The 21,331-nt window shown below is 62.4% G+C and carries 18 protein-coding genes; 13 read left to right on the top strand and 5 right to left on the bottom strand.

Features of this window, described 5'->3' with window-relative positions:
- Positions 1 to 393 precede the first annotated feature (393 nt).
- On the top strand, positions 394 to 1,842 hold the full coding sequence (locus DYZ14_RS04260; RefSeq protein WP_154719534.1) for an O-antigen ligase family protein: 1,449 nt from the start codon (positions 394 to 396) through the stop codon (positions 1,840 to 1,842).
- 148 nt (positions 1,843 to 1,990) lie between these two features.
- Here DYZ14_RS04260 and DYZ14_RS04255 read toward each other — a convergent pair whose 3' ends face one another.
- The 5 genes from DYZ14_RS04255 to DYZ14_RS04235 form a co-directional block, all read right to left on the bottom strand.
- Positions 1,991 to 2,665, bottom strand: coding sequence for a sugar transferase (locus tag DYZ14_RS04255; protein ID WP_232365432.1), 675 nt, complete (start codon positions 2,663 to 2,665; stop codon positions 1,991 to 1,993).
- Between the two features lie 300 nt (positions 2,666 to 2,965).
- Positions 2,966 to 3,664, bottom strand: coding sequence for a hypothetical protein (locus tag DYZ14_RS04250; protein WP_154719533.1), 699 nt, complete (start codon positions 3,662 to 3,664; stop codon positions 2,966 to 2,968).
- 9 nt (positions 3,665 to 3,673) lie between these two features.
- Positions 3,674 to 5,941, bottom strand: a complete 2,268-nt coding sequence (locus DYZ14_RS04245; protein ID WP_154719532.1) for a polysaccharide biosynthesis tyrosine autokinase — start codon at positions 5,939 to 5,941, stop codon at positions 3,674 to 3,676.
- A 77-nt stretch (positions 5,942 to 6,018) separates the two neighbouring features.
- On the bottom strand, positions 6,019 to 6,684 hold the full coding sequence (locus DYZ14_RS04240) for a hypothetical protein (RefSeq protein WP_154719531.1): 666 nt from the start codon (positions 6,682 to 6,684) through the stop codon (positions 6,019 to 6,021).
- Between the two features lie 130 nt (positions 6,685 to 6,814).
- Positions 6,815 to 8,017 (bottom strand): polysaccharide biosynthesis/export family protein, encoded by a 1,203-nt coding sequence (locus tag DYZ14_RS04235; RefSeq protein ID WP_232365431.1) that lies wholly within the window; start codon positions 8,015 to 8,017, stop codon positions 6,815 to 6,817.
- Between the two features lie 684 nt (positions 8,018 to 8,701).
- Between DYZ14_RS04235 and DYZ14_RS04230 the strand changes: the two genes are divergently transcribed.
- The 12 genes from DYZ14_RS04230 to DYZ14_RS04175 all read left to right on the top strand — a co-directional run bounded on the left by DYZ14_RS04230 (position 8,702) and on the right by DYZ14_RS04175 (position 21,329).
- A complete protein-coding gene (locus DYZ14_RS04230; protein WP_154719529.1) occupies positions 8,702 to 9,304 on the top strand; it encodes a transglutaminase-like cysteine peptidase in 603 nt (200 codons plus the stop codon).
- Between the two features lie 239 nt (positions 9,305 to 9,543).
- Positions 9,544 to 10,323 carry a metallophosphoesterase family protein gene (locus DYZ14_RS04225; RefSeq protein ID WP_154719530.1) on the top strand — a complete coding sequence of 260 codons (780 nt, stop codon included), beginning with the start codon at positions 9,544 to 9,546 and terminating at the stop codon, positions 10,321 to 10,323.
- Positions 10,324 to 10,619: 296 nt separating this feature from the next.
- Positions 10,620 to 11,222, top strand: a complete 603-nt coding sequence (locus tag DYZ14_RS04220; protein WP_154719529.1) for a transglutaminase-like cysteine peptidase — start codon at positions 10,620 to 10,622, stop codon at positions 11,220 to 11,222.
- A gap of 620 nt (positions 11,223 to 11,842) precedes the next feature.
- Positions 11,843 to 13,381 carry an ABC transporter substrate-binding protein gene (locus tag DYZ14_RS04215; protein WP_154719528.1) on the top strand — a complete coding sequence of 513 codons (1,539 nt, stop codon included), beginning with the start codon at positions 11,843 to 11,845 and terminating at the stop codon, positions 13,379 to 13,381.
- Positions 13,382 to 13,403: 22 nt separating this feature from the next.
- Positions 13,404 to 14,411, top strand: coding sequence for an ABC transporter permease (locus DYZ14_RS04210; RefSeq protein ID WP_154719527.1), 1,008 nt, complete (start codon positions 13,404 to 13,406; stop codon positions 14,409 to 14,411).
- A complete protein-coding gene (locus DYZ14_RS04205; RefSeq protein WP_154719526.1) occupies positions 14,408 to 15,316 on the top strand; it encodes an ABC transporter permease in 909 nt (302 codons plus the stop codon). The genes DYZ14_RS04210 and DYZ14_RS04205 overlap by 4 nt, the downstream gene beginning before the upstream one ends.
- Positions 15,313 to 16,317 (top strand): ABC transporter ATP-binding protein, encoded by a 1,005-nt coding sequence (locus tag DYZ14_RS04200; protein ID WP_154719525.1) that lies wholly within the window; start codon positions 15,313 to 15,315, stop codon positions 16,315 to 16,317. The genes DYZ14_RS04205 and DYZ14_RS04200 overlap by 4 nt, the downstream gene beginning before the upstream one ends.
- Positions 16,314 to 17,330 (top strand): ABC transporter ATP-binding protein, encoded by a 1,017-nt coding sequence (locus DYZ14_RS04195; protein WP_154719524.1) that lies wholly within the window; start codon positions 16,314 to 16,316, stop codon positions 17,328 to 17,330. Before DYZ14_RS04200 ends, DYZ14_RS04195 begins: the two co-directional genes overlap by 4 nt.
- A 4-nt stretch (positions 17,331 to 17,334) precedes the next feature.
- Complete coding sequence (locus DYZ14_RS04190; RefSeq protein WP_154719523.1) at positions 17,335 to 18,432, top strand: C45 family autoproteolytic acyltransferase/hydolase; 1,098 nt, start codon at positions 17,335 to 17,337, stop codon at positions 18,430 to 18,432.
- Positions 18,433 to 18,458: 26 nt separating this feature from the next.
- Entirely contained in the window at positions 18,459 to 19,454 is a 996-nt protein-coding gene (locus DYZ14_RS04185) for a sigma-54 interaction domain-containing protein (RefSeq protein WP_154719522.1), read from the top strand.
- 172 nt (positions 19,455 to 19,626) lie between these two features.
- Positions 19,627 to 21,009 carry an acyclic terpene utilization AtuA family protein gene (locus DYZ14_RS04180; protein ID WP_154719521.1) on the top strand — a complete coding sequence of 461 codons (1,383 nt, stop codon included), beginning with the start codon at positions 19,627 to 19,629 and terminating at the stop codon, positions 21,007 to 21,009.
- Positions 21,006 to 21,329 (top strand): DUF4387 domain-containing protein, encoded by a 324-nt coding sequence (locus tag DYZ14_RS04175; RefSeq protein WP_154719520.1) that lies wholly within the window; start codon positions 21,006 to 21,008, stop codon positions 21,327 to 21,329. Before DYZ14_RS04180 ends, DYZ14_RS04175 begins: the two co-directional genes overlap by 4 nt.
- The last annotated feature ends 2 nt before the right edge of the window (positions 21,330 to 21,331 follow it).

Raw genomic sequence — 21,331 nt, 5'->3', positions numbered from 1 at the left:
GACTTATCTTCGATTATCCTGAAATAAGGCGAAAGTTCCATCGCGATTTTCATAAGCGCTGCGAACCTCGATTGGACCGAAAACAAAACAAACAATACATAAGCTTAACGAAGAGCCGATCAAAAATAGAACCTTACACCATATCGGAATTTCTGCTTCTGGCAGCCCTTTTATAGTTTGATGACGACGAACCCTTTACGCTAAGATGACGCTTGGAACTGGAGAGCATCCGTAGCGACCCACTAGAAAAGGGATCGACAGGCCGACGCGTCGATGAGATCCATGTTGAAACAAGGGGATAGACATGTCCGCAGGCCATCTTATCTGACCGCAACTGGAGCACATCGGCGCAACGCGCCCGTGGGCGGTTCTCGAACGGCAACGGAGTGAGCAATGCCGGCCAAAAGCGAGCAAAGCCAAGCGCAGGCGACCGCAGGTCTCTCGAGCCGGGCGTGGTGCGTCGCCTTCGTTGCGGTAGCGGTGGCGGCGCTGCTGCCGCGCGGGTCGGTGTCCCTCGAAAGCGCCCATGTCTTCACCTCGCTCATGTCGATCGTGGCCATCGCCGCCGCGACACAGGCTCCCGCACGACAGCGCACCGACATGGTGTTTCGCATCGCCCTGGCGATACTCGTCGCGATGGCGCTGATGATCGTGCTGCAATCGTCCAGCATCCCCTGGGCAGGGCTCGCAAATCCGGCCTGGCCCGAGGCGAATGCCGTCAGCGGCCGGAGCGGCGCAACAATCTCGGTGGCACCCGCCGACACGATGTCTGCCCTGGTGTCCCTTGCCGGCCCCTTCATCACCTTCATGGCCGGACTTCTGCTCTGCCATTCGGACGAACGGGCGGAAACCATGTTTCGGCGCCTGGCCATCGCCGCCGGCTTCGTCGCGGCATTCAGCCTCGCGCAACACCTCGCATTCCCTCGCTATCTGTTGCTCGCGGAAAAACAGTTCTACCTCGGACAATTCACCGCTGTGTTCGTCAACCGCAACACTGCGGCGACGTTTCTCGGTCTCGCGACGATCCTTTTGACGGGCCTGCTGTGGAAGTCGGCGCAGGAAGGCGCGCCGGCCGGACTGCTCACCCGCCTGATCGATGGAAAGGCCGCACGCGGTCGGCGCGGTACCGGCCAGTTCGTTCTGCTTCTCGGCCTCGCCGCGACAGCCTTCATCGGCTTGACCCTGACCCAGTCGCGCGCCGGCATCGCCAGTGCGTTGATTGCCCTCCTGTTCCTTCTCACCTATCTCGCGGCAACAGGCCGGGATCTGGCGCGATACAGTGTCTCCGCCCCGAACAGGCGACGGGGTTCCAGGCTGGTCGCAATCGCCGTGGCGATTGCGGGGCTGGTCGCGATCGGCCTGACCTTTGCCGGGCAGACCATGCTCAGAACCGAACTCAGCGGACTGGACGACGACCGGTTCTGCACCGCGACCGCCATCGTCGACGCCCTGTCCGACTACCCGGTCGCGGGCATGGGTTTCGGCACATTCGAGGCCGGCTTTCCCGCATACCGGCGGGCAGAATGCTCCATCCGGGGCGTTTGGGACCGCGCCCACAACTTCTATCTGGAAGGCCAATTGGGACTGGGCATGATCTTCCCGATCGGCCTCATCCTTGCTGTCGGCGTCCTGTTCAAGAGTTTCGTGACCGGCCTTCGGGAGCGTCGCAAGGCCCGCATCTATCCGGCGGTGGGGATCGCCATCCTCATTCTCGCCCTGCTGCACTCCGCCTTCGATTTCTCCCTGCAACTGCCCGGGCTGAGCATGTTCCTGGCCGCAGTCCTCGCGCCGCTCGTGTCCATTTCGCTTGGCCGGCCGCGAAGATCCGGAGCACTGGACTAGGAGCAACAGCGCGCTGGCCAAAGGTTTGGCAAGTCGCGGCGGTGCGCCACGAGAGCCGATGGTTGGCATTGGAAGATGCGGCAGCTTACGACCTCCCTCTTCTTTGTGCATTTCCGGACAAATATGCGCGTCGCATCGGAAAAACGGGCTAGAAACCGGTGCCACCCCTCAGCTCGGAGAGGATCGTTCCGAAGATGATGCGCAGGTCGAGCCAGATCGAGAAATTGTCGATATAGAACAGATCGCAGGCAATGCGGGCCCGCGCCTTTGCCTGACGGTCCGTCGGACCTCGCAGACCCCGCATCTGCGAAAGGCCGGTCATGCCGGGTCGCATGACATGGCGGCGATGGTATTCCGGCACGAGTTCTTCATAGGCAAGCCCGGCGGCCAACATGCCGATCGCATGACACCTGGGTCCGACCAGCGACATTTCACCCCTCAACACGTTGAGCAACTGGGGCAACTCATCGATATTGGTGCGCCGGATGATCGCGCCGATCCGGGTAATCCGCGGATCATCACGCACCGTCTGGTTGACGCCACTGACATCACACCGATCGGTTCTCATCGAGCGGAACTTGTAGACCTTGATCCTTCGGCAGCCCATGCCCCATCGCTCCTGCTTGAAGAGGACGGGGCCGGGACTGTCCAGCTTGATCAAAAGGGCGACGACAAGAAGGAAAGGCAACAATATCAGGATCGCCGACATGGATACACCTATGTCGATCACACGCTTTGCGGCATGCTGAAAAGGTTTGTTCCGGCCCCTCGACCAGGCGCCGTCAAATACATTGAAATTTTCTAATCTATTAAGCTCAAACACATCGCCACGACGATCTGAGCACTCGGGTCTATCGAGAATCGCCAATGGAAACCTCTACAATTTACACAGATAAACCTAAAGCCATTAAGATCGTAATACGCACATCATCGAAAGTCATGCGCAAAATTAAACTCTGCTTAACCAAAATTGATTCCAGAAAATCAAGTATTGCGACAATGCAACACTGATCTGTTCAATTCTCCAGCAAATTCCCCCACGCCTGCGCGATGCGAGCCGGGAAGGGGCTGCAACTTTGCCGCAGGGGCCAAGTCCATCGGAATTTCTGCCGATGAAGGCGGCTCATGACCCGATCTTGGCGCCGGCCAGCGCAGCGCGGCGCTCGGTGCTTAGCGAAGAAACAGCAGCGTCCACCAAGGGCTGCAGGCGCTCGCCCGGCTTCTGCAGGATCCGGCGGATCAATGGCAGCTCCCCGTGCCGCAAAACGGTCGCGAGATCCGTCTCCACAGCGGATCGCGCGGCTTCGAGCGTAGTCGCCGCCGCGTCATTCCACACGGCGAAACGACCGACGAGCACACCTTGCTCGGCCGGCGCGTAATAAACCGATTGCTGCATGAGGAAGGCGATCTCGGTCGGCTGTTCCGCAACCGCGCGGCGGACCATGGCGAACCGCAGCCACAGGTTTCCATCCGTCGGACGGCAGCCGATCGCGTGCCGCAGGTAATTCTCGGCCGCGGCAAGCGCGCCGGCCCAGGCATCATAGTCGTGGTAAGAGTTCCGCTGGTCAAGCGCCGCAAGCTTCACCGTAAGTCCGGCGCGGACGATATCGGCGCGACAATGCCCCCCCGAAACCACCTCGTCGGCCACCTCCGCGAGGCCGGCAACGGTCCCTCGACTGACGGGAGTACCGGTTTCCAGATGACGGGCGAGCTGCATCACGCGACCAAAACGCACCGATGCTGCGAGGTCCCGGATGCCGAAGACCAGCAGGATCGAGCACATGACGACAAACAGGGCGATCGCGGGCCGGACGCGCAACATCAGTAGATCCTAGTCCTCATGATAATAGGAGGAGTAGCGGGAATAATAGTATTCGCTCGACCCGTAGGTGCGATACAGCCTCATCTTCTCTTCATCGACCTTGTTCAGCACGACCCCGGCACACTTGCGGACGATCGCCTGGTCGGCGAACAATGCGGCAGCCACCGCCTTGCGCGAGGTTTTGCCCCATTCGATCACACAAACGAAACTGTCGACCCGATGGGCGATGGCGCGCGCGTCGACGACCGGAGCAAGCGGCGGAAGGTCGAGAATGATATAGTCGAAATTGTCCTTGGCGGTCTCGATGATCGCATGCATGGCCTGCGATGCGAGAAGTTCGGAGGAATGCGGGACACGGCGGGTAACGACGGCCGGAAGGAAGGCGAGTTTGGTCTTCGGGTCGAGCAGCAGGAGATCGCGGATCGGCCGGTTGTCGATCAGCGCCTCCAGCAGCCCGGCCTCGGCATGGCGACCGATGGCGCGGGTGGCGCCGGGATTGCGAAGGTCCGCATCGATCAGCAAGGTCTTCGCACCCTGCATCGCCAGCAGCTCGGCGAAATTGATCGCAACGGTTGACTTGCCCTCGCCGGGCAGGGTGGAGATCATACCCACGACCTTGGCTCCGCCGGCATTCGCGCCGAGGTCGATGGCGATCTTGGTGCTGCGCAGTGTCTCGGCGAACATCGAAAGCGGATGGTCGAGCACATAGCTGGCAATCACGGTCGCCCGACGGATATTGCGCGGATGGTCGCCCCCCTTGGCAGCCGACGCATTGCCATCCGCGACCAGAGGAGCACTTCCGAGATATTCCAGACCCAGGACTTCGCGGATCTGGTCGCCGGTACGGAAGAAGCGGTCGCGGAACTCGCGGAACGCGCCGATCGCGCCGCCAACCCCGATGCCGAGCAGAAGCGCCATGGCAAGGGTCAGTGCCTTGCGCGGATGGCTCGGATTTTCCGGGATGTTCGCCACAGATATGACGCGCGCTTCCGTCACGGGGAAGGACTGCTGCTGGGTCGCCTCCTGGAACCGCTGGAGAAAGGTCTGATAGAGACTGCGGTAGGACTCGGCATTGCGTTCCAGCTCGCGCAGTTGGACCTGGCTCTCGCCGGCGATCGCACTCGCCCCTTGTGCCGCCGCGACATTCTCCTGCAGGGACTTGAGGCGCGACTGGGCAACCGTCACCTCGCTCTGGTAGCTTTCGGCGATCCGGCCGAGTTCCTCGAACATCAGCCGCTCGAACTCGCGCATTTCGGAGCGCAACCGCACGGCCTGTACGTGGTTCGGACCAAGGCGGCTGGAAATCTCCGCCTCGAGCTTGGAAGCTTCGAGATATTTCTTGCGCAGATCGTTGGAGATCGAGCTGTCGAGCACGTCGGTGACGATCGCATCGGTGCGGCCGGAATCGATGATGGATCTGATCCGGTCATGCCGCGCCTGGGCCTTGGCGACATCCGCCTGCGCGACGATCAGGGCGCTGTTCAGCTCGGTCAGTTGCTGGTCGCTGATCAGGCGGCCATCCGCCGTCACCAGCCCGTTCTCGGCCCGAAACTTCTGGACGGCGAGGTCGGATTCGACGGCCTTCTGCTTCAGCTCATCGATACGTTCCTGCAGCCAGATGCTGGCGCGGCGGGTGGCGTCGTATTTCGATTCCAGCTTGTCGACCAGATAGGCATCGGCGACCGCCCTTGCGATCGCGGCGGCCTGCCGTGGGCTGGGCGAGGTATAGCTGATCTTCAGAACGAAGGTGCGACCGATCCGCGAGACTTCAAGGCCCGACAGGAGCTTCGAGATGGCGGCATTCTTCCTCCTCTCCAGCTCCTCCGCGGTCTCGACGGCAGGCGAGAACCAGTTCCAGACATTCATGACGCTGCGAACGGCACCCTTGACCGCCGTCAGCGGGGTGCTGTTCACCGCGTTGAAGATCGGATCATCGACAAGCTGCAGCTTGGCCACGACGGCCCCGGCAATCGTGTCGGAACGCAACAGCTCCACCTGGCTGAGAACCGTCGCCTCGTCGGCATCGACCCCGCCCATTGCGGACAACTGGTCGACGATGTTGCTCTTGCTGCGGTCGATGAGAACGGTCGTATCAGCCGTATAAAGCGGTACGGCCGTCAGGACGTAGCCGATCGCCAGAAAGACGCTTGCCGCCGCGGACAACGCCACGACGCGCCATTGACGGCGCCCGATCGCAATCAGCCGTTCGAAATCGAGCGAAACTTCCGATCCCCACTCATCTGCATCTCGCACGGCGATCTTATCTGGCGACAGCAACAAAGCACCTCATAAAACAAGCGTCATCAGATGCCGCCGCCACTTGTGACGACTGCTGAATCATTGCACCGAGGTGGTCAACGAGTGGGGCTGACGCTGCCGTTGCCATCCGTCGTGGAACCGAAATACTGGCCGCTTCCGCCGGTCGAAAAGCCGCCGGCATTTTGGGTATAGACGCTATCGCCGCCCATTCCCGCCGTGCCGCCGCCGGCATTGCCGCCGCCGCCGATACCGGCAGCCGCACCGCCGCCACCCGTCGCGCCGCCCGTCAAGCCGCCGAGCGCAGCGGTCTGCACTTCATTGCTGGCGGCCAGGAAGGCGGTCACGAGTTCGGCCGAACTGGCGCCGGCGACCTTTTCCTGGATCAGCGCGGCATATTCCGGATTGGTCGCCGCGCAAGCGCGGGCGGCACGGGCAAGACCGGAACCGATAGCCGCCTTCTGGTCGACATTGGCATCGGTCACGAGGGCGAGAATGGCGTCGATCGTCGCGGAACTGGACCCGGCGAGAGCGCGAACGCGGCTCGCCAGCGGCAGACCGCCATTCGGGTTTTCCGTCAGCAACGAGGCCGGACTGGCAAGAAATGCCGATATATCGCCCTCGTTGAGCTTGGCCGGCGGCTGGAAGCAGGCAATAACGGGCGCAACATCCTGCGCTGACGCGCCAGACACCAATTGTGAGGAGGCGAGCATGGCGACAGCAACGCTTGCGGCGAACTTGCAGGTTACCTCATACATTGTCATCCCGATCTCTCCACAAGAACAACGATTAACAGAACTTAAATACCTATAACTTCATCTGCGGCGTTTTGCAATGCAAACAAGAATATCCAGAGGATACATCTTTCTCCACTCGGATAATCTTGCTCTTCAATCAATCCGCAATCTCCCGGACAGCATCGCGCGTCGCAACGACGTCGGACGAAACACCGGACGCGGTGGACGAAACGGAATTGACGATGTCGAGGAACTTGATGAGTTCGACCGAGTCGTGGTTCGAAATGTAGATGATGTCCTTATCCTGCATCGCGAACTTCTGCACGGCAAAGAAGGCGGACGGATCGCGCAGGTTGGCACGGAAGATCACCGGGATCCCCTCCGACTGGAAAGCCGACGTATCGATGTTCAACTTGTGCAGTGTCTTTGCGTCGACCGTTCGGTAGAGCGCGACCTGCGCGGGCTCGGCCCGGTTGTCGAGCAGGCCGCCCGACTTAGCGAGGGCCTCGCCCATCGACAGGCTCGACTCCTCGAAATCGAAGCGCCCATTGGCGCCGGATGCGCCGAAGGCCAGGAATGTGCGGCGCTCGCGATTGACGAAGATCGTATCGCCGGGGGCGACATATATGTTCTCGGCCGGCGTATTGGACAGCTTGTTGTAGGAAATCGTCGCAGTGCGGCCCTTGCGCTGCAAGGTGATGTAGGTCTCGATCCCGGGCGCACTGATGCCGCCGGCCGTCGAGACCACATCTAGCACCCGCTCGCCGCCCGACGATATCTCGACCTTCTGCGGATCATTGACGTCGCCGAGCACGGCCACCTGGCTCGACTTGCGCTCCGTCACGGTAATCACGACCTGAGGCTCGATGGCGCGATTGGCCAGCAGGTCCTCGATCTCGCGCTCGACCTGCTCCTTGGCGCGTCCCGCCGCCCGGATGCGGCCGGCATAGGGAACGGAAATATTGCCGTTGCTGTCGATCTGCTGGGGCGGCAACGTGATGAAATTGCCGGGGCGGCTACCGGCGTCGCTCGGAATGAAGAGGCCACCCGCCTGCGCTTCGAAGATCGACACCTCCACGGCATCGCCAATGCCCAGCGGGATCGAGGGCGCCCCGCCGCGCCCCCCTCCGAAGCCATCCTTGAGGGAGGAAATCGTCTCGGACTGGAAGTATCCCAGGATCGATTTGTTGATGTCGATCAGCACGTAATCAATGCCGACCTTCTTCTCTTTTGTCGACAGCTTGACCGCCGCCTGATTCTCGATCGCATGGTAAGACGGCCCGGCATTCGGCACGGCCGCACAACTGGCCAATAGAGATGAAATGACGGCGACTGTCAGCTTAGACGACATGGAGCTCATATGATCATCCTAAAATTCATCTTTGAGTAACCGACATGCTGTCGACTTACGCAACCGTTTTATAGATCGGCTCGACATTAATTCACAAAACGATACAATAGTGTGACTGCAATACAACATAATTTTAACATAGAGACTCTGGTAGAGTCTAAGATCCCTGACTCGACTTTGATATGAATTTTCCTATACGACGAATATTAGATATTTCTGCATTTAAGCAGTATGATCTGCAAAAATTTTTCGATTTCGTGCTGATATATTGAACATATCTCAATATTCTGAGCGTAAGATGTGCATAGCGCCCGAAAAACAGTCAGACGTGGCTCGTTCTCCTCTGCAGGTTACGGAATTCTGACGAATTTATTGGGAGCCGTGCGACTTCGCCGCTTGAGAACCTCCCACTCACCGCCCGCCAACTCTTCCTGCACCACGGTCCTCGGCGAAACCGCCACGCAGCGGCACTTCCGCTCTGGCCGCCTCGTGTTCCGGAATGGGAAAAATCGGCAATTCACTAAAATTGTCGGGAACGGTTTAAGCGCACCGAAAAGCGCCTCCGGCTAATCTCTGTTCGAAGCCGCGGAGAACCTTGCAGCGAAATGCGGCAAGGACATCCGAACGGAAGCAATCCGCAATCAACAGCCTGCGGCCAAGCAGGCGGATACCGGGCAAACAGGGAACGAGGACATGCTGAAGACACTGCTTGCAACCGCCGTCGTCGCGCTGACCGCGCTCACCCTGGTCCAGCCGGCCGCCGCCGCCGGCCCCGGCGGCTTCGCCCGCAATCTCCGTGACACGCCGCCGGTCAGCTTCATCGCCGCCGCCAGGCCGACCCTCGCGCCCTTCGCCCATGTCAAGTTCTGCATGCAAAACCCGGCGGAATGCAGGAAGAATGCCGGCTCGCCGGTCGTCGCGCTGACCGCCTATCGCGAAAGCCAGCTCAAGCGGATCAATGCAAGCGTCAATCGCCAGCTCCGCGCCGAAAGCGATTCCCTTGCGGTCGACGGCGGCGACGTCTGGCAGGTCTCCGGCACCAGCGGCGACTGCGAAGACTTCGCGCTGATCAAGCGCAAGCGCCTGATCACCATGGGCTGGTCGCCGCGGGCTCTCAGGATCGCGGTTGCCCGCACCGGCTCCGGCGAAGGCCATGCCGTGCTGGTGGTCAAGACCAGCAAGGGCGATCTCGTGCTCGACAACCGCACCAGCGCCATCCGCCCGTGGAAGAACACCGACCTGCGCTGGGTCAAGATCCAGTCACCGGACAATCCCCGCCTCTGGCTGGCGATCTGAACAGGCGAGATCCGACATCCGCGGCGACCGGCATCCCCCACGCGTCGATCGCCGCACGATCTGACCCGCCCTCGCCGCCAACCGTCCCTCTGCCGCAATCTCCCTTCCTCCTCCATCATGGGGTGACGGTCACCCCTTCGGCATGCGATGCATGGGGAAGAAGCGGGGTCGCTTGCCGTCACGAATCGTGCCGGTCGGTTCCCAGATCACGTCGAGTGAAGAGTATTGAGCGGACAGGAATGAGAAGACTACTGAACAAACTGCTCGGAATGCGGCCGGGCGGCCCCACCGGGGAGAGAACCCGACTGTCGCTCGGCGATCAGGCAGACCACGCCGTCATCTATGCCATCGGCGATGTCCATGGCTGTCACGCGGCCTTGCTCGATGCCGAAGCGCGAATTCTCGACGACGCGGCGGCGTCGGATGGCAGGAAGCTCCTCGTCATGCTCGGAGACTATATCGATCGCGGACCCAACTCCCGCCAGGTCATAGACCATCTCCTTATGCCACCCCCGGCGTGTTTCGAACGGGTCGCCCTTTGCGGCAATCATGACGACCTGTTTTACCGCTTCCTGCTCGATCCTGCCGCACACTTGAGCTGGCTGCAGCTCGGAGGACGCGAGACCCTCTTTTCCTACGGCATAGATGCGAGCCATAGTCTCGAGCGTCCCCGCGGTCTGGAACGGCTGGCGGCATTGACGAGGGAAGCGGTGCCGCAGCATCATGTCGACTTTCTGCGCTCGCTGCCGTCCTTGCTGACCATCGGCCCCATCGTCTTTGTTCATGCGGGCCTCAGGCCGGGCCTCTCGCTGGACGAACAGAGCGACGAGGATCTGCTGTGGATGCGGGAACCCTTTCTCAGTCGCGGCCCGGAACTGCCGGTCCTGGTGGTGCACGGCCACACGCCAGCGCCGCAGGTCAGCCATGGAAAGGGCCGCATCTGCATCGACACCGCCGCCTTCGCCACCGGGCATCTGGCCGTTTTGAAGATCGCGAACGGCAAGACTGAAGTCATTTGACGACGAAACGCACGGGATGACGCCTTCACCGGCAGCCTCGCAACGGCAGCACAGGGTTCTCCCGGCGGCCTGCCATTCTTCTGCGGCCGCCTCGTGTTCCGGAATGGGAAAAATCGGCAATTCACTAAAATTGTCGGGAACGGTTTAAGCGCACCGAAAAGCGCACCGGCTAATCTCTGTTCGAAGCCGCGGAGAACCTTGCAGCGAAATGCGGCAAGGACATCCGAACGGAAGCAATCCGCAATCAACAGCCTGCGGCCAAGCAGGCGGGTACCGGCCGAACAGGGAACGAGGACATGCTGAAGACACTGCTTGCAACCGCCGTCGTCGCGCTGACCGCGCTGACCCTGGTCCAGCCGGCCGCTGCCGCCGGCCCCGGCGGCTTCGCCCGCAATCTCCGCGACACGCCGCCGGTCAGCTTCATCGCCGCCGCCAGGCCGACCCTCGCGCCCTTCGCCCATGTCAAGTTCTGCATGCAAAACCCGGCGGAATGCAGGAAGAATGCCGGCTCGCCGGTCGTCGCGCTGACCGCCTATCGCGAAAGCCAGCTCAAGCGGATCAATGCAAGCGTCAATCGCCAGCTCCGCGCCGAAAGCGATTCCCTTGCGGTCGACGGCGGCGACGTCTGGCAGGTCTCCGGCACCAGCGGCGACTGCGAAGACTTCGCGCTGATCAAGCGCAAGCGCCTGATCACCATGGGCTGGTCGCCGCGGGCTCTCAGGATCGCGGTTGCCCGCACCGGCTCCGGCGAAGGCCATGCCGTGCTGGTGGTCAAGACCAGCAAGGGCGATCTCGTGCTCGACAACCGCACCAGCGCCATCCGCCCGTGGAAGAACACCGACCTGCGCTGGGTCAAGATCCAGTCGCCGGACAATCCCCGCCTCTGGCTGGCGATCTGAACAGGCGAGATCCGACATCCGCGGCGACCGGCATCCCCCATGCGTCGATCGCCGCACGATCTGACCCGCCCTCGCCGCCAACCGTCCCTCTGCCGCAATCTCCCTTCCTCCTCCATCATGGGGTGACGGTCACCCCTTCGCGGCCGGACGCGGCTGAAGAAAGGCCGACCCCGGCCAAGCCGTTCTCGCAGGCACCTCGGCTTCGATGCCAGAGAATGCTTACGCGATCGCGCGCCGGCAGAGACGAGAAGCGCGAACGTCTGTGCCCGCCCTCTTCGCTTAGAAATCACCTGTCTTTCGCCCGAACCCCGCGCCTCATGTGGAATAGGATGCCGTCGGCGGGCACATGCCTTGTTCGGCACCCCGCATTCGCGGTTGTGGGCGGCGCAGGACGCCTGACTTCCGTCGCGCAGATTTGACACATCGCGCGTGCACTTCACGCGCAACAGCCGTAGAGTGGACAGGCAAACCCAGGAGGCGAAGGATAAACATCTGAGATAAAAGGAGTTTCTCCCGGGAAGCCGGCGCTCCCGAGACATGGCATGCGGCTTGCTAACCAAGCTATGAACCAGCGGCCAGTCAATAATGCCGCGGCTCTTCTCGAACAAGGAGATAAAAGAATGGGGAACTTTCAGCGCTTTTTGATCACCACGGCCGTCGCCTTGATACTTCCGGCGACATCGCTTTCGGCATCGGAGATCCGGGTCGGTTTCACCGCCGAAGCCTTGACCCTCGATCCCGCCAATCATCGCAATCGCGAGACCGAGACCATCATCCGCAACATGTATGACGGCTTGCTCACCCGCGATCCGGATATGAGGGTCGTCCCGGAAATCGCCAGATCCTGGACGCAAACCTCGCCGACCGCCTTCGAATTCAAGATCCGCGAGGGTATCAAGTTCCATGACGGTTCCGACCTGACCGTCGAGGACGTCAAGTTCACCCTCGACCGGCTGACGGTCGAAGGCGCCATGGGCGACGGCCAGACCAGCCCGCGCAAGAGCCTGCTCGGCCCGGTCAAGGATATCGAGATTGTCGGCGACGACACGATCCGCATCAATCTCAATGAGCCCTGGCCGCTCCTGCCGGCCATGCTGCCTTTCCAGGAATTCGTCTCCAAGGCCTTCGTCGAAAAGGTCGGTACCGCCGGAATGGCAACCGCCGAGAATGGCGCGGGCCCTTTCAAGCTGGTCGAATGGCGCAAGGGTGATTCCATCATCATGGAACGCTTCGATGATTACTACGGCGGCTCGCCGGACATCGCGCCGGTCGGCAAAGCCTGCGTCGATCGCGTCATCTTCAAGATTATCCCGGAAACGGCCTCGCGCGTTGCGGCCCTGCTTGCCGGCGATGTCGACATCATCAACGGCCTGCCGCCCTTCTCCATCGCCCAGGTCGAGCAGAATCCCAATACCGCGGTCATGACCGTCAACGGAACGCGCAGCGTCTTCCTTGCCCTCAACCTCAAAGGCGACAAGTTCGATGACATCAAGGTTCGCCAGGCGGTCGCGCACGCGCTCGACAAGCAGCTGATCATCGACAAGATCCTCGGCGGCAATGCCGTATCGATCGAAGGCATCCTGAGCCCTGCCGCCTTCGCATCGACCCCTGACCTGCCGAAACACGAATATGATGCCGAAAAGGCCAAGGCGCTTCTCGCGGAAGCCGGTTTCCCCGACGGAATCGACATCACCATAGACGCCGAAGGCGCCGACAAGGACACGGTCGAAGCGATCGCCTCGGTGCTCGCCAAGTCCGGCATCCGCGCCAAGGTCGCCATCGGCGAAAGCGCGATGATCGACGCCAAGTGGAACCCGAAGAACGACAAGAACGACGGCGACATCTACTTCACCTCGTGGGGTAACGGCTCGCTCGATCCGTTCGATATCTTCGTGCCGACCCATTACACGATGGGCCGCGGCAACGCCTCCGGCTATTCCAACAAGGAAGTCGACGCCCTTCTGGATCAGGGTGCGATCGAACTCGATCCAGCCAAGCGTGCTGCCCTCTACCAGCAGGCGGAAGCGATCGTGAACGCCGAGCTTCCCTACATCTATCTCTGGGTTCCGAAGGATATCTACGGCGTGTCAAAACGCCTGAAGGGCTGGAAGCCGAGCGCCGACAGCCGCATCAACCTGCACGACGCCTGCGTCGAATAACCGACACAGGCGGGAATAGGTCATGCGATTGGGCAAACTGGTCGAGCGCCTTCTGCAGCTCGTCCCGGTTCTCCTGGGCGTCAGCACCATCGTCTTCCTGATGATGGCACTGACGCCGGGAGATCCCGTTGAAATCATGATCGGCGACCAGCCGATCACCCCGGCCGAGGAACTGACACTCCGCCAGGACCTCGGGCTCGACAAGCCGATCGGCGAGCGTTTCGTGGTCTTCCTCGAAAACGCCGTCACCGGCGACTTCGGCATGAGCCTGTTCCACCGGCGGCCGGTGTTCGACGTGATCGTCGAGCGCCTGCCGGCGACGATCGAGCTCAGCCTCGTCGCGCTGATCATCGCGCTTGTCACCTCCATCCCGCTCGGCGTGATGGCGGCGATCAAGAAGAATACCATCATCGACCGTGTCGCCACGATCGGTTCGCTGCTCGGTGTGTCGCTGCCCGGTTTCTGGTTCGGCATCCTGCTCCTGATGCTCTTTGCGGTCCAGCTCAGGCTGCTGCCGGTCTCGGGCCGGATCGGCTTCGACAGCGAAGTGGCGCCGATTACCCATTTCCTGTTGGTCGACACCTTGCTGCGCGGGCGCCTCGACGCCTTCTGGGACGCGCTGTCGCATATCCTGCTGCCGGCGATCACGCTTGGCCTGCCGATGACGGCTATCCTGACACGCGTCACCCGCACCTCCATGCTCGAAGTGCTGCGCCAGGACTATGTCGCCTTCGCCGAAGCCAAGGGCCTCAGCCGTCGCCGCATCCTCTTCCGCCATGCGCTGAAAAACGCGCTGATCCCGACCGTTTCGGTGGCCGCCCTCGAAACCGGGTCGCTGCTCGGCGGCAACATGATCGTCGAGACGGTGTTTGGCTGGCCTGGCCTCGGCCGGCTGGTCGTCGAAAGCATCTTCGTGCGCAACTACCCGCTCGTCCAGGCCGCCGTGCTGTTCTACGCCGTCACCTACGTGCTGGTGAACTTCGTCGCCGACCTCCTCTACACGCTGCTCAATCCACGGGTGAAACTATGACCGTCGCCGACGATGCCGCCGCGCCGGCAATGGCTGCCGATCAGGGCAAATCCCTGTTCAAGCGCAACCTGGAGAACTTCGCCGAAAACCGGCTGGCGCTTGCCAGCGCGGTGCTGGTGCTGATCTTCGTGCTGATGGCGATCTTCGCGCCCTGGATCGCCCCGCACGATCCGAACGAGACCGACCTCTTCCGGCGCCTGCAACCGCCCGCCTGGATGCCGGGCGGCGAATGGAGCTATCTTCTCGGCTGCGACGGGCTCGGCCGCGATATCCTGTCGCGCATCATCTATGGTTCGCGCATCTCGATCTTCATCGGCACTGCCGTCATCCTGGTCGCCACCACGATCGGCATCGTCGCCGGCCTCGCCGCCGGCTATCTGCGCGGCTGGGTCGACATCGCCATTTCGAGGCTCGTCGACATCCTGCTCGGCTTTCCCTACCTGATCTTCGCCATCGGCCTGATGGCGATGATGGGACCCGACCTGTTCAACATCATCCTGGCGCTCGCCTACAAGGAATGGGTCATTCCCTGCCGGGTGGTGCGCGGCGAAACGCTTGCCGTGCGCGAACTCGAATATGTCGAGGCCGCCCGTGCCATCGGCGCCTCGCGCTTCCACATCATGCTGCGCGAAATCATGCCGAACATCCTGTCACCGGTGATCGTGGTATCGACCATCCGCATGGCCGACGTCATCATCCTCGAGGCCAGCCTCTCCTTCCTCGGCCTCGGCGTTCAACCGCCGACCGCCTCCTGGGGTTCCATGGTCGCCGACGGCCGCGCCTTCATCCTCGAAGCCTGGTGGGTCTCGACCTTCCCCGGCCTTGCCATCCTTTTGCTCGTGCTGGTGATCAACGTGGCGAGCCAGGGCCTGCGCGACGCTTTCGATCCGAGGTTCAACGAATGACGACCACCCCCTCCCCCCTCCTCCAGGTCCGGGATCTTCGGACCGTGTTCGAAACCCGTGCCGGCCGCGTCTTCGCCGTCGATGGCGTCGATGTCACCGTCAATCCGGGCGAGTGTCTTGGCGTCGTCGGCGAAAGCGGCTCCGGCAAGAGCGTCACCTTCTCCTCCGTCATGGGACTGGTGCGCGCGCCGGGCCGCATCGCCAGCGGCTCGATCCGCTTCGAAGGACGCGATCTGCGGGCATTGTCGCCGCCAGACATGCGCAAGATCCGCGGCCGCGACATCGCCATGACCATGCAGGATGCGCTGACCGCGCTCAATCCGGCACTGACGGTCGGCGAGCAGATCCTCGAAGTGCTCTACGCCCATGACGAGACGCTTCCTGAAGGTCGCATGGCAAGGCGGAGAGCCGCCCGCGCCAAGGCGGTCGAGATGCTGGAACTCGTCGGCATAGCCTCGGCCGGCGATCGCCTCCAATACTATCCGCACGAGTTCTCCGGCGGCATGCGGCAGCGGATCATGATCGCCATAGCACTCGCCTGCCGGCCGAAGCTGCTGATCGCCGACGAACCGACCACGGCGCTCGACGTGACCATCCAGGCCCAGGTTCTGGAACTGATCGCCGATATCCGCGTGCGTCTCGGCATGAGCGTGGTGCTGATCACCCATGACCTCGGCGTGGTCTCGGAATATTGCGACCGGGTGATGGTCATGTATGCCGGACAGGTGGTCGAGGAAGGGCCGACCGCCTCGGTGATCCAGAACCCGCAGCATCCCTATACGCGGGGCCTGCTGCAATCCATCCCGCGGCTTTCCCTGCGCGGCCAGAAGATCAAGCCGATCGAGGGCCAGGTGCCCGAGCTGATCGACCTGCCGCCGCAATGCCGTTTCTATTCCCGCTGCAGCGAACGCCTGGACGCCTGCATGAACAGGATCGACATGCGCGAACTCGGCGATAAGCGCCGGGCGCGCTGCATCCGCCTGCCGGAGGTCAAGGCATGAGCGAGAATTCGAATACGCCGCTGATCACCGTGGAAAACCTGGTGAAGCACTATGGCGGCCGGCGCGGCCCGATTTCCTGGGCAACCGGCAAGCCGCCGATCAACATCCGGGCGCTGAACGGCGTCTCCTTCGAGGTCCGGCGCGGCGAAACGCTCGGCCTGATCGGCGAGAGCGGATGCGGAAAGTCGACGCTCGGGCGAGCATTGCTGCGCCTGCACGAGCCGACCTCCGGCAAGGTCGTCTTCGACGGGACCGAGGTCACGGCACTGAAGCCCGATGCGCTGAAGGCGATGCGCCGGCACATGCAGATCATCTTCCAGGATCCCTATGCCTCGCTCAACCCGCGCCGCACGGTCGCCGACATCATCGGCCTGCCGCTGATGCTGCACGGGCTCGCCGCCAGTCGGCGCGATATGCGAGACAAGGTGGCGGCGATCATGGACAAGGTCGGGCTGAAGACCAACCACCTCGACCGCTACCCGCACCAGTTCTCCGGCGGCCAGCGGCAACGCATCGGCATTGCCCGGGCGCTGATCAGCAATCCGCAGTTCATCGTCTGCGACGAGCCGGTCTCGGCCCTCGACGTATCGATCCAGGCGCAGATCATCGAACTGCTGACCGGCCTCAAGCGCGACATGGGTCTGACCTACCTGTTCGTCTCGCACGACATCTCGGTCATCGGCTATCTGAGCGATCGGGTGGCGGTGATGTATCTCGGCGAAATCGTCGAGATGGGACCGGTCGAGACGGTCCTGTCCAATCCGCGCCATCCCTATACCCAGAGCCTGATGTCGGCGGTGCCCGATGTCGATCATCCGGGCAAGCATCAGCGCGTGCGGCTGACCGGCGACCTGCCATCGCCGCAATCGCCGCCGCCCGGCTGCAAGTTCCACACGCGTTGTCCGCTGGCGACCGACCTGTGCCGGGTCGAGGCGCCGCCGCGCCATGATCTCGGCGACGGCCATACGGCATCCTGTCATCTGATAGACGACAATGTCTCGATCCTGAGGTAGTGCGATGTTGCCCTTCGATGCCAAGCCCGCCAGCCCTGTTCTGCTTTCCGGCAGCGCTTACGAGCGCGGCCGCGCTCAGGCGACAAAGGCCGGTGTCAGCGACGAGCAGATCCGCACTGCCGTTCTCGGCCGCGTCGACCAGGCCAGCGCCGCCGGCCTGCTCGATACCGACGGCCTGCGCTACATTGAGGCGCAGCGCACTTTCCTGAGCAACCATGATCCCGACACGATGGCGGAACTCGCCGGCATTGCCGACGGTTTCGGCCTGATGGAGGACGATCTCTTCGTCCACCAGCACATCACCATCCTGCGCGACCTCAAGACGGCCGCGGAGATCGACACCGACGGCTGCAGCACCTGGGCGGTCGGCGACAGCGAGGACGGGCCGCTGGTGGTCAAGAACCGCGACTTTTCCGGCACCCATCTCGGCGTGCAGCGGGTCTTCCTGCATGAGGGCCCGGACATCGCGACGGGCCGGATGATCTGCGTCGGCAGCGCCGGCAGCCCCGGCGCCTATTCCAGCGGGATCAATGCGGCGGGCCTCGCGCTTGTCGACAACCATGTCGGAACCAAACGCCATGGTGTCGGCTGGCTGCGCTATTTCGCCATGACCCGGATCCTGGCGACCTGCCGCACGGTCGAAGAGGCGGTCGCCTTCATCGCCGCGCGGCGCCATGCCGGCGGCGGAAACCTGGTGCTTGCCGACCGCGGCGGGGCAACCGCGGCGATCGAGTTCGGCACCGACACATTTGGCATCGAGAGGGGCGCGGCTTCCTGGCGGACCAATCATTTCGTGACAGCGAAAATGACGGACTGCAATCTTCTCGAGAATGGCGACCGGATCGATGATAACTCATCGATCCGGTTCGACTTCCTGTCGCGCATGGTGCCGAACCGGCGCTGGAATGTTGCGGCGGCAGCGGCCCTGATGGCGAGCCACGCCGAGGACGGGCCAGACATGGCGCCGCTCTGCCAGCATCCCAGCCGCGACGACTCACAGACCATCTCGACCGTCATCTACCGCTGCGACAAGGCGAGCCTTCATTTTGTCGAGGGCAATCCCTGTTCGGGAGAGTGGCGGTTGTTCGAAATGCCGGTATAGTCGTCATGTCTCAAGCAGGGCGGCCCATGGCGAATTACGAGCGCGATCTGATCGGCGAGCATGCGAGCATCGATGCCCTGCGGAAGCTGATCACGCGCGTTGCCAAAAGCCCCGCCCGCACCGTGCTCATCTATGGCGAGACCGGCACCGGTAAGGGACTGGTCGCGCGCATGCTGCACCAGCAGTCGGCGCGTGCTGCGGGCGAATTCGTCGACATCAATTGCGCGGCCATCCCATCGAGCCTCCTGGAATCGGAACTCTTCGGTCATGAGCGCGGCGCCTTCACCGGTGCCCAGGTCAAGAAGGCCGGCCTCGTCGAGATGGCGAACCACGGAACGGTGTTTCTCGACGAGATCCGCGAGATGGACCTCGTGCTGCAGGCCAAGCTCTTAAGCTTCCTCGATACCCAGAGTTTTCGCCGGGTCGGCGCCGTCACCTCGACCTCGGTCGACGTCCGGCTCGTCGCGGCGACCAACAAGATCCTCCTTGGCGAGGTGAATTCCGGCCGCTTCCGGGAAGATCTCTATTACCGGCTGCAGGTCGTGGCGATCAACCTGCCGGCTCTTCGGGAACGCGCCTCCGACGCCCTGATCTTGTCGCAGCATTTCGTCGACAAGTTCAACGCCCAGTACAAGCGCAACATCAGGGGGCTGAGCGACGAGGTGCAGCAGATCTTCCTGCAGTATCCCTGGCCCGGCAATGTCCGTGAGCTGGAAAACCTGATCGAGCGCATCTTCATCCTCGAAGACGACGACCTGGTCCTGCCGCGCCATCTACCCGATCGCATCCTGCGCACGGTGAAGGCAAAGGCAGCGGGTGTCCTGTCCGTTGCCCGGGGCCAGCCGACGGCCGACGATCTGTCGCTCGGGTTTCACGGGGCAACGGCGCATTACCAGAAGCATCTGATCGAGGCCGCACTGGCGGCTGCCGGCGGCAATCTGCAGCGCGCCGCCACAACCCTGAAGATCAGCCGGCACGCCATGCGCCACCAGATGATCAAGCTTGGCCTGATCACGGATTGAGCCGGCGCGCATTGCACGACACGCGGCGTGCGTTTCGCGCAGCTCCCTGAGCGCAAACCGTGTCCGTGATTTTTCATAATACATTACAGCAGCTTAACGAACCATTCGCGTTTGGCACGGTGCATGCATTCACCAGGACAAGACGGATTTCGTTCTTCCATGGAGAAAGTGCATGCGATCTATGAAGATCATCTGCCCCAACGGGCATCTGGGTTTTGCGCCGCTGAAACCCAAGAGTTTCCACATCGGCGTTGATGCCGGTCCCGACTTCATCGCGGCCGACAGCGGCAGCGACGACATCGGACCGGTGCCGCTCGGGAATGACACCTGCGCCAGCCCGAAGGCCTGGCAGGCGCATGACCTCGAGGAAATGCTTTTGGCCTCGCGCCGCATCGGCGTGCCGATGATCATCGGCTCGGCCGGCGATACCGGCACCAACAGCCGGGTCGACATGTATGTCGAGATGATCCGCGAGATCGCCGCCAAGCACAACCTGCCGCCCTTCCGCATCGGCTGGTTCTATTCCGAGGTCGACAAGGAACTGGTGCGCGCCAAGATCCGTTCCGGCTCGACAATCCAGGGACTCGACGCCCGTCCGGCCCTGACCGAAGAAGAACTCGACGCCACCGAACGCGTCGTCGCCATGGCCGGCGTCCATCCGTTCCGGGCGCTGCTCGATCAGGGTTGCGACGTCATCATCGGCGGCCGATCCTCCGACAGCGCCGTGTTTGCCTGCGCGGCCCTTGCCCGCGGCTTTCCGGAAGCGCAGTCCTACTATCTCGGCAAGGTGCTGGAATGCGCCTCGTTCTGCGCCGAGCCCTATGGCGCCAAGGAAACGGTTCTCGGCGAGATCACCGAGGATTGGGTCGAGGTCACAGCCATGTCGCCGGAACAGCGTTGCACCGTGGCTTCGGTTGCGGGCCACGCCATGTATGAGCGCTCCAATCCCTTCTTCGAATATGTCGCCGGCGGCATGCTCGACATGACCAATTGCGTCTACGAGCAGGTCTCGGAAAAGACCACCCGCGTCACCGGCATGGAATTCGTTCCCGCAACCGACTTCCGGGTCAAACTTGAGGGCTCCGGCAAGCTTGGCGAGCGCTTCGTCGGCATGGCCGGCATTCGCGACCCCTACACCATCGCCCATGTCGACGAGGTCATCGAATGGGCGCGAACCCAGGTGCGCGAGCGCTTCGGCCCGGATGGCTGGGAACTGCACTACAACGTCTTCGGCCGCAACGGCATCATGGGCGACATGGAACCGCTGAAGGACAAGCCGGGTCATGAACTGATGATCGTCGTCCAGGGCGTCGCACCGACGAAGGAAATGGCCGAGGAAGTGACCATCACCGGCACGCGCCAGCTGTTCTACGCCCGCCTCCCCGACGTCAAGGGTACTGCCGGCGGCGTTTCCTTCGTGCTCGATGAGGTGATGCAGGCGAGTCCCGCCTACCGCTGGACCCTCAACCACACCATGGCTGTCAGCGATCCGCTGGAGCTCTTCCCCACCCACACCGCCATCATCGGCAACGGACAGCTCGAGGCTGCGCAATGACCGTGACCAAACTCTCCGATCTCGCCAAGACGATCCGCAGCAAGAATGCCGGGACCGACAAGATCACCTTCGACATCATCTTCCGCGAGCGGGAGACCTATGAAAGGGTGAAACGCTCCGAAGCTTTGACGCCCGAAACGGTCTGCGCCATCCTCGGCATCGACCAGGCCCGGCTCACCGACTTCGTCGAATACGATCCGGCCTATGCGATCAAGTTCACCATCCTGCGCCTTCGCCCGAGCGGTAGCCCGGGCGACGCCGACATCTTCGGCGCACAGCAATATGCGCCCTTCCTCGATGTCGAGGTGCGGGACATCTGACT

This window comes from Ciceribacter sp. T2.26MG-112.2, from assembly GCF_900492205.1.
Classification (GTDB): domain Bacteria; phylum Pseudomonadota; class Alphaproteobacteria; order Rhizobiales; family Rhizobiaceae; genus Allorhizobium; species Allorhizobium naphthalenivorans_A.
This window is presented reverse-complemented; position numbering and strand designations above follow the sequence as displayed.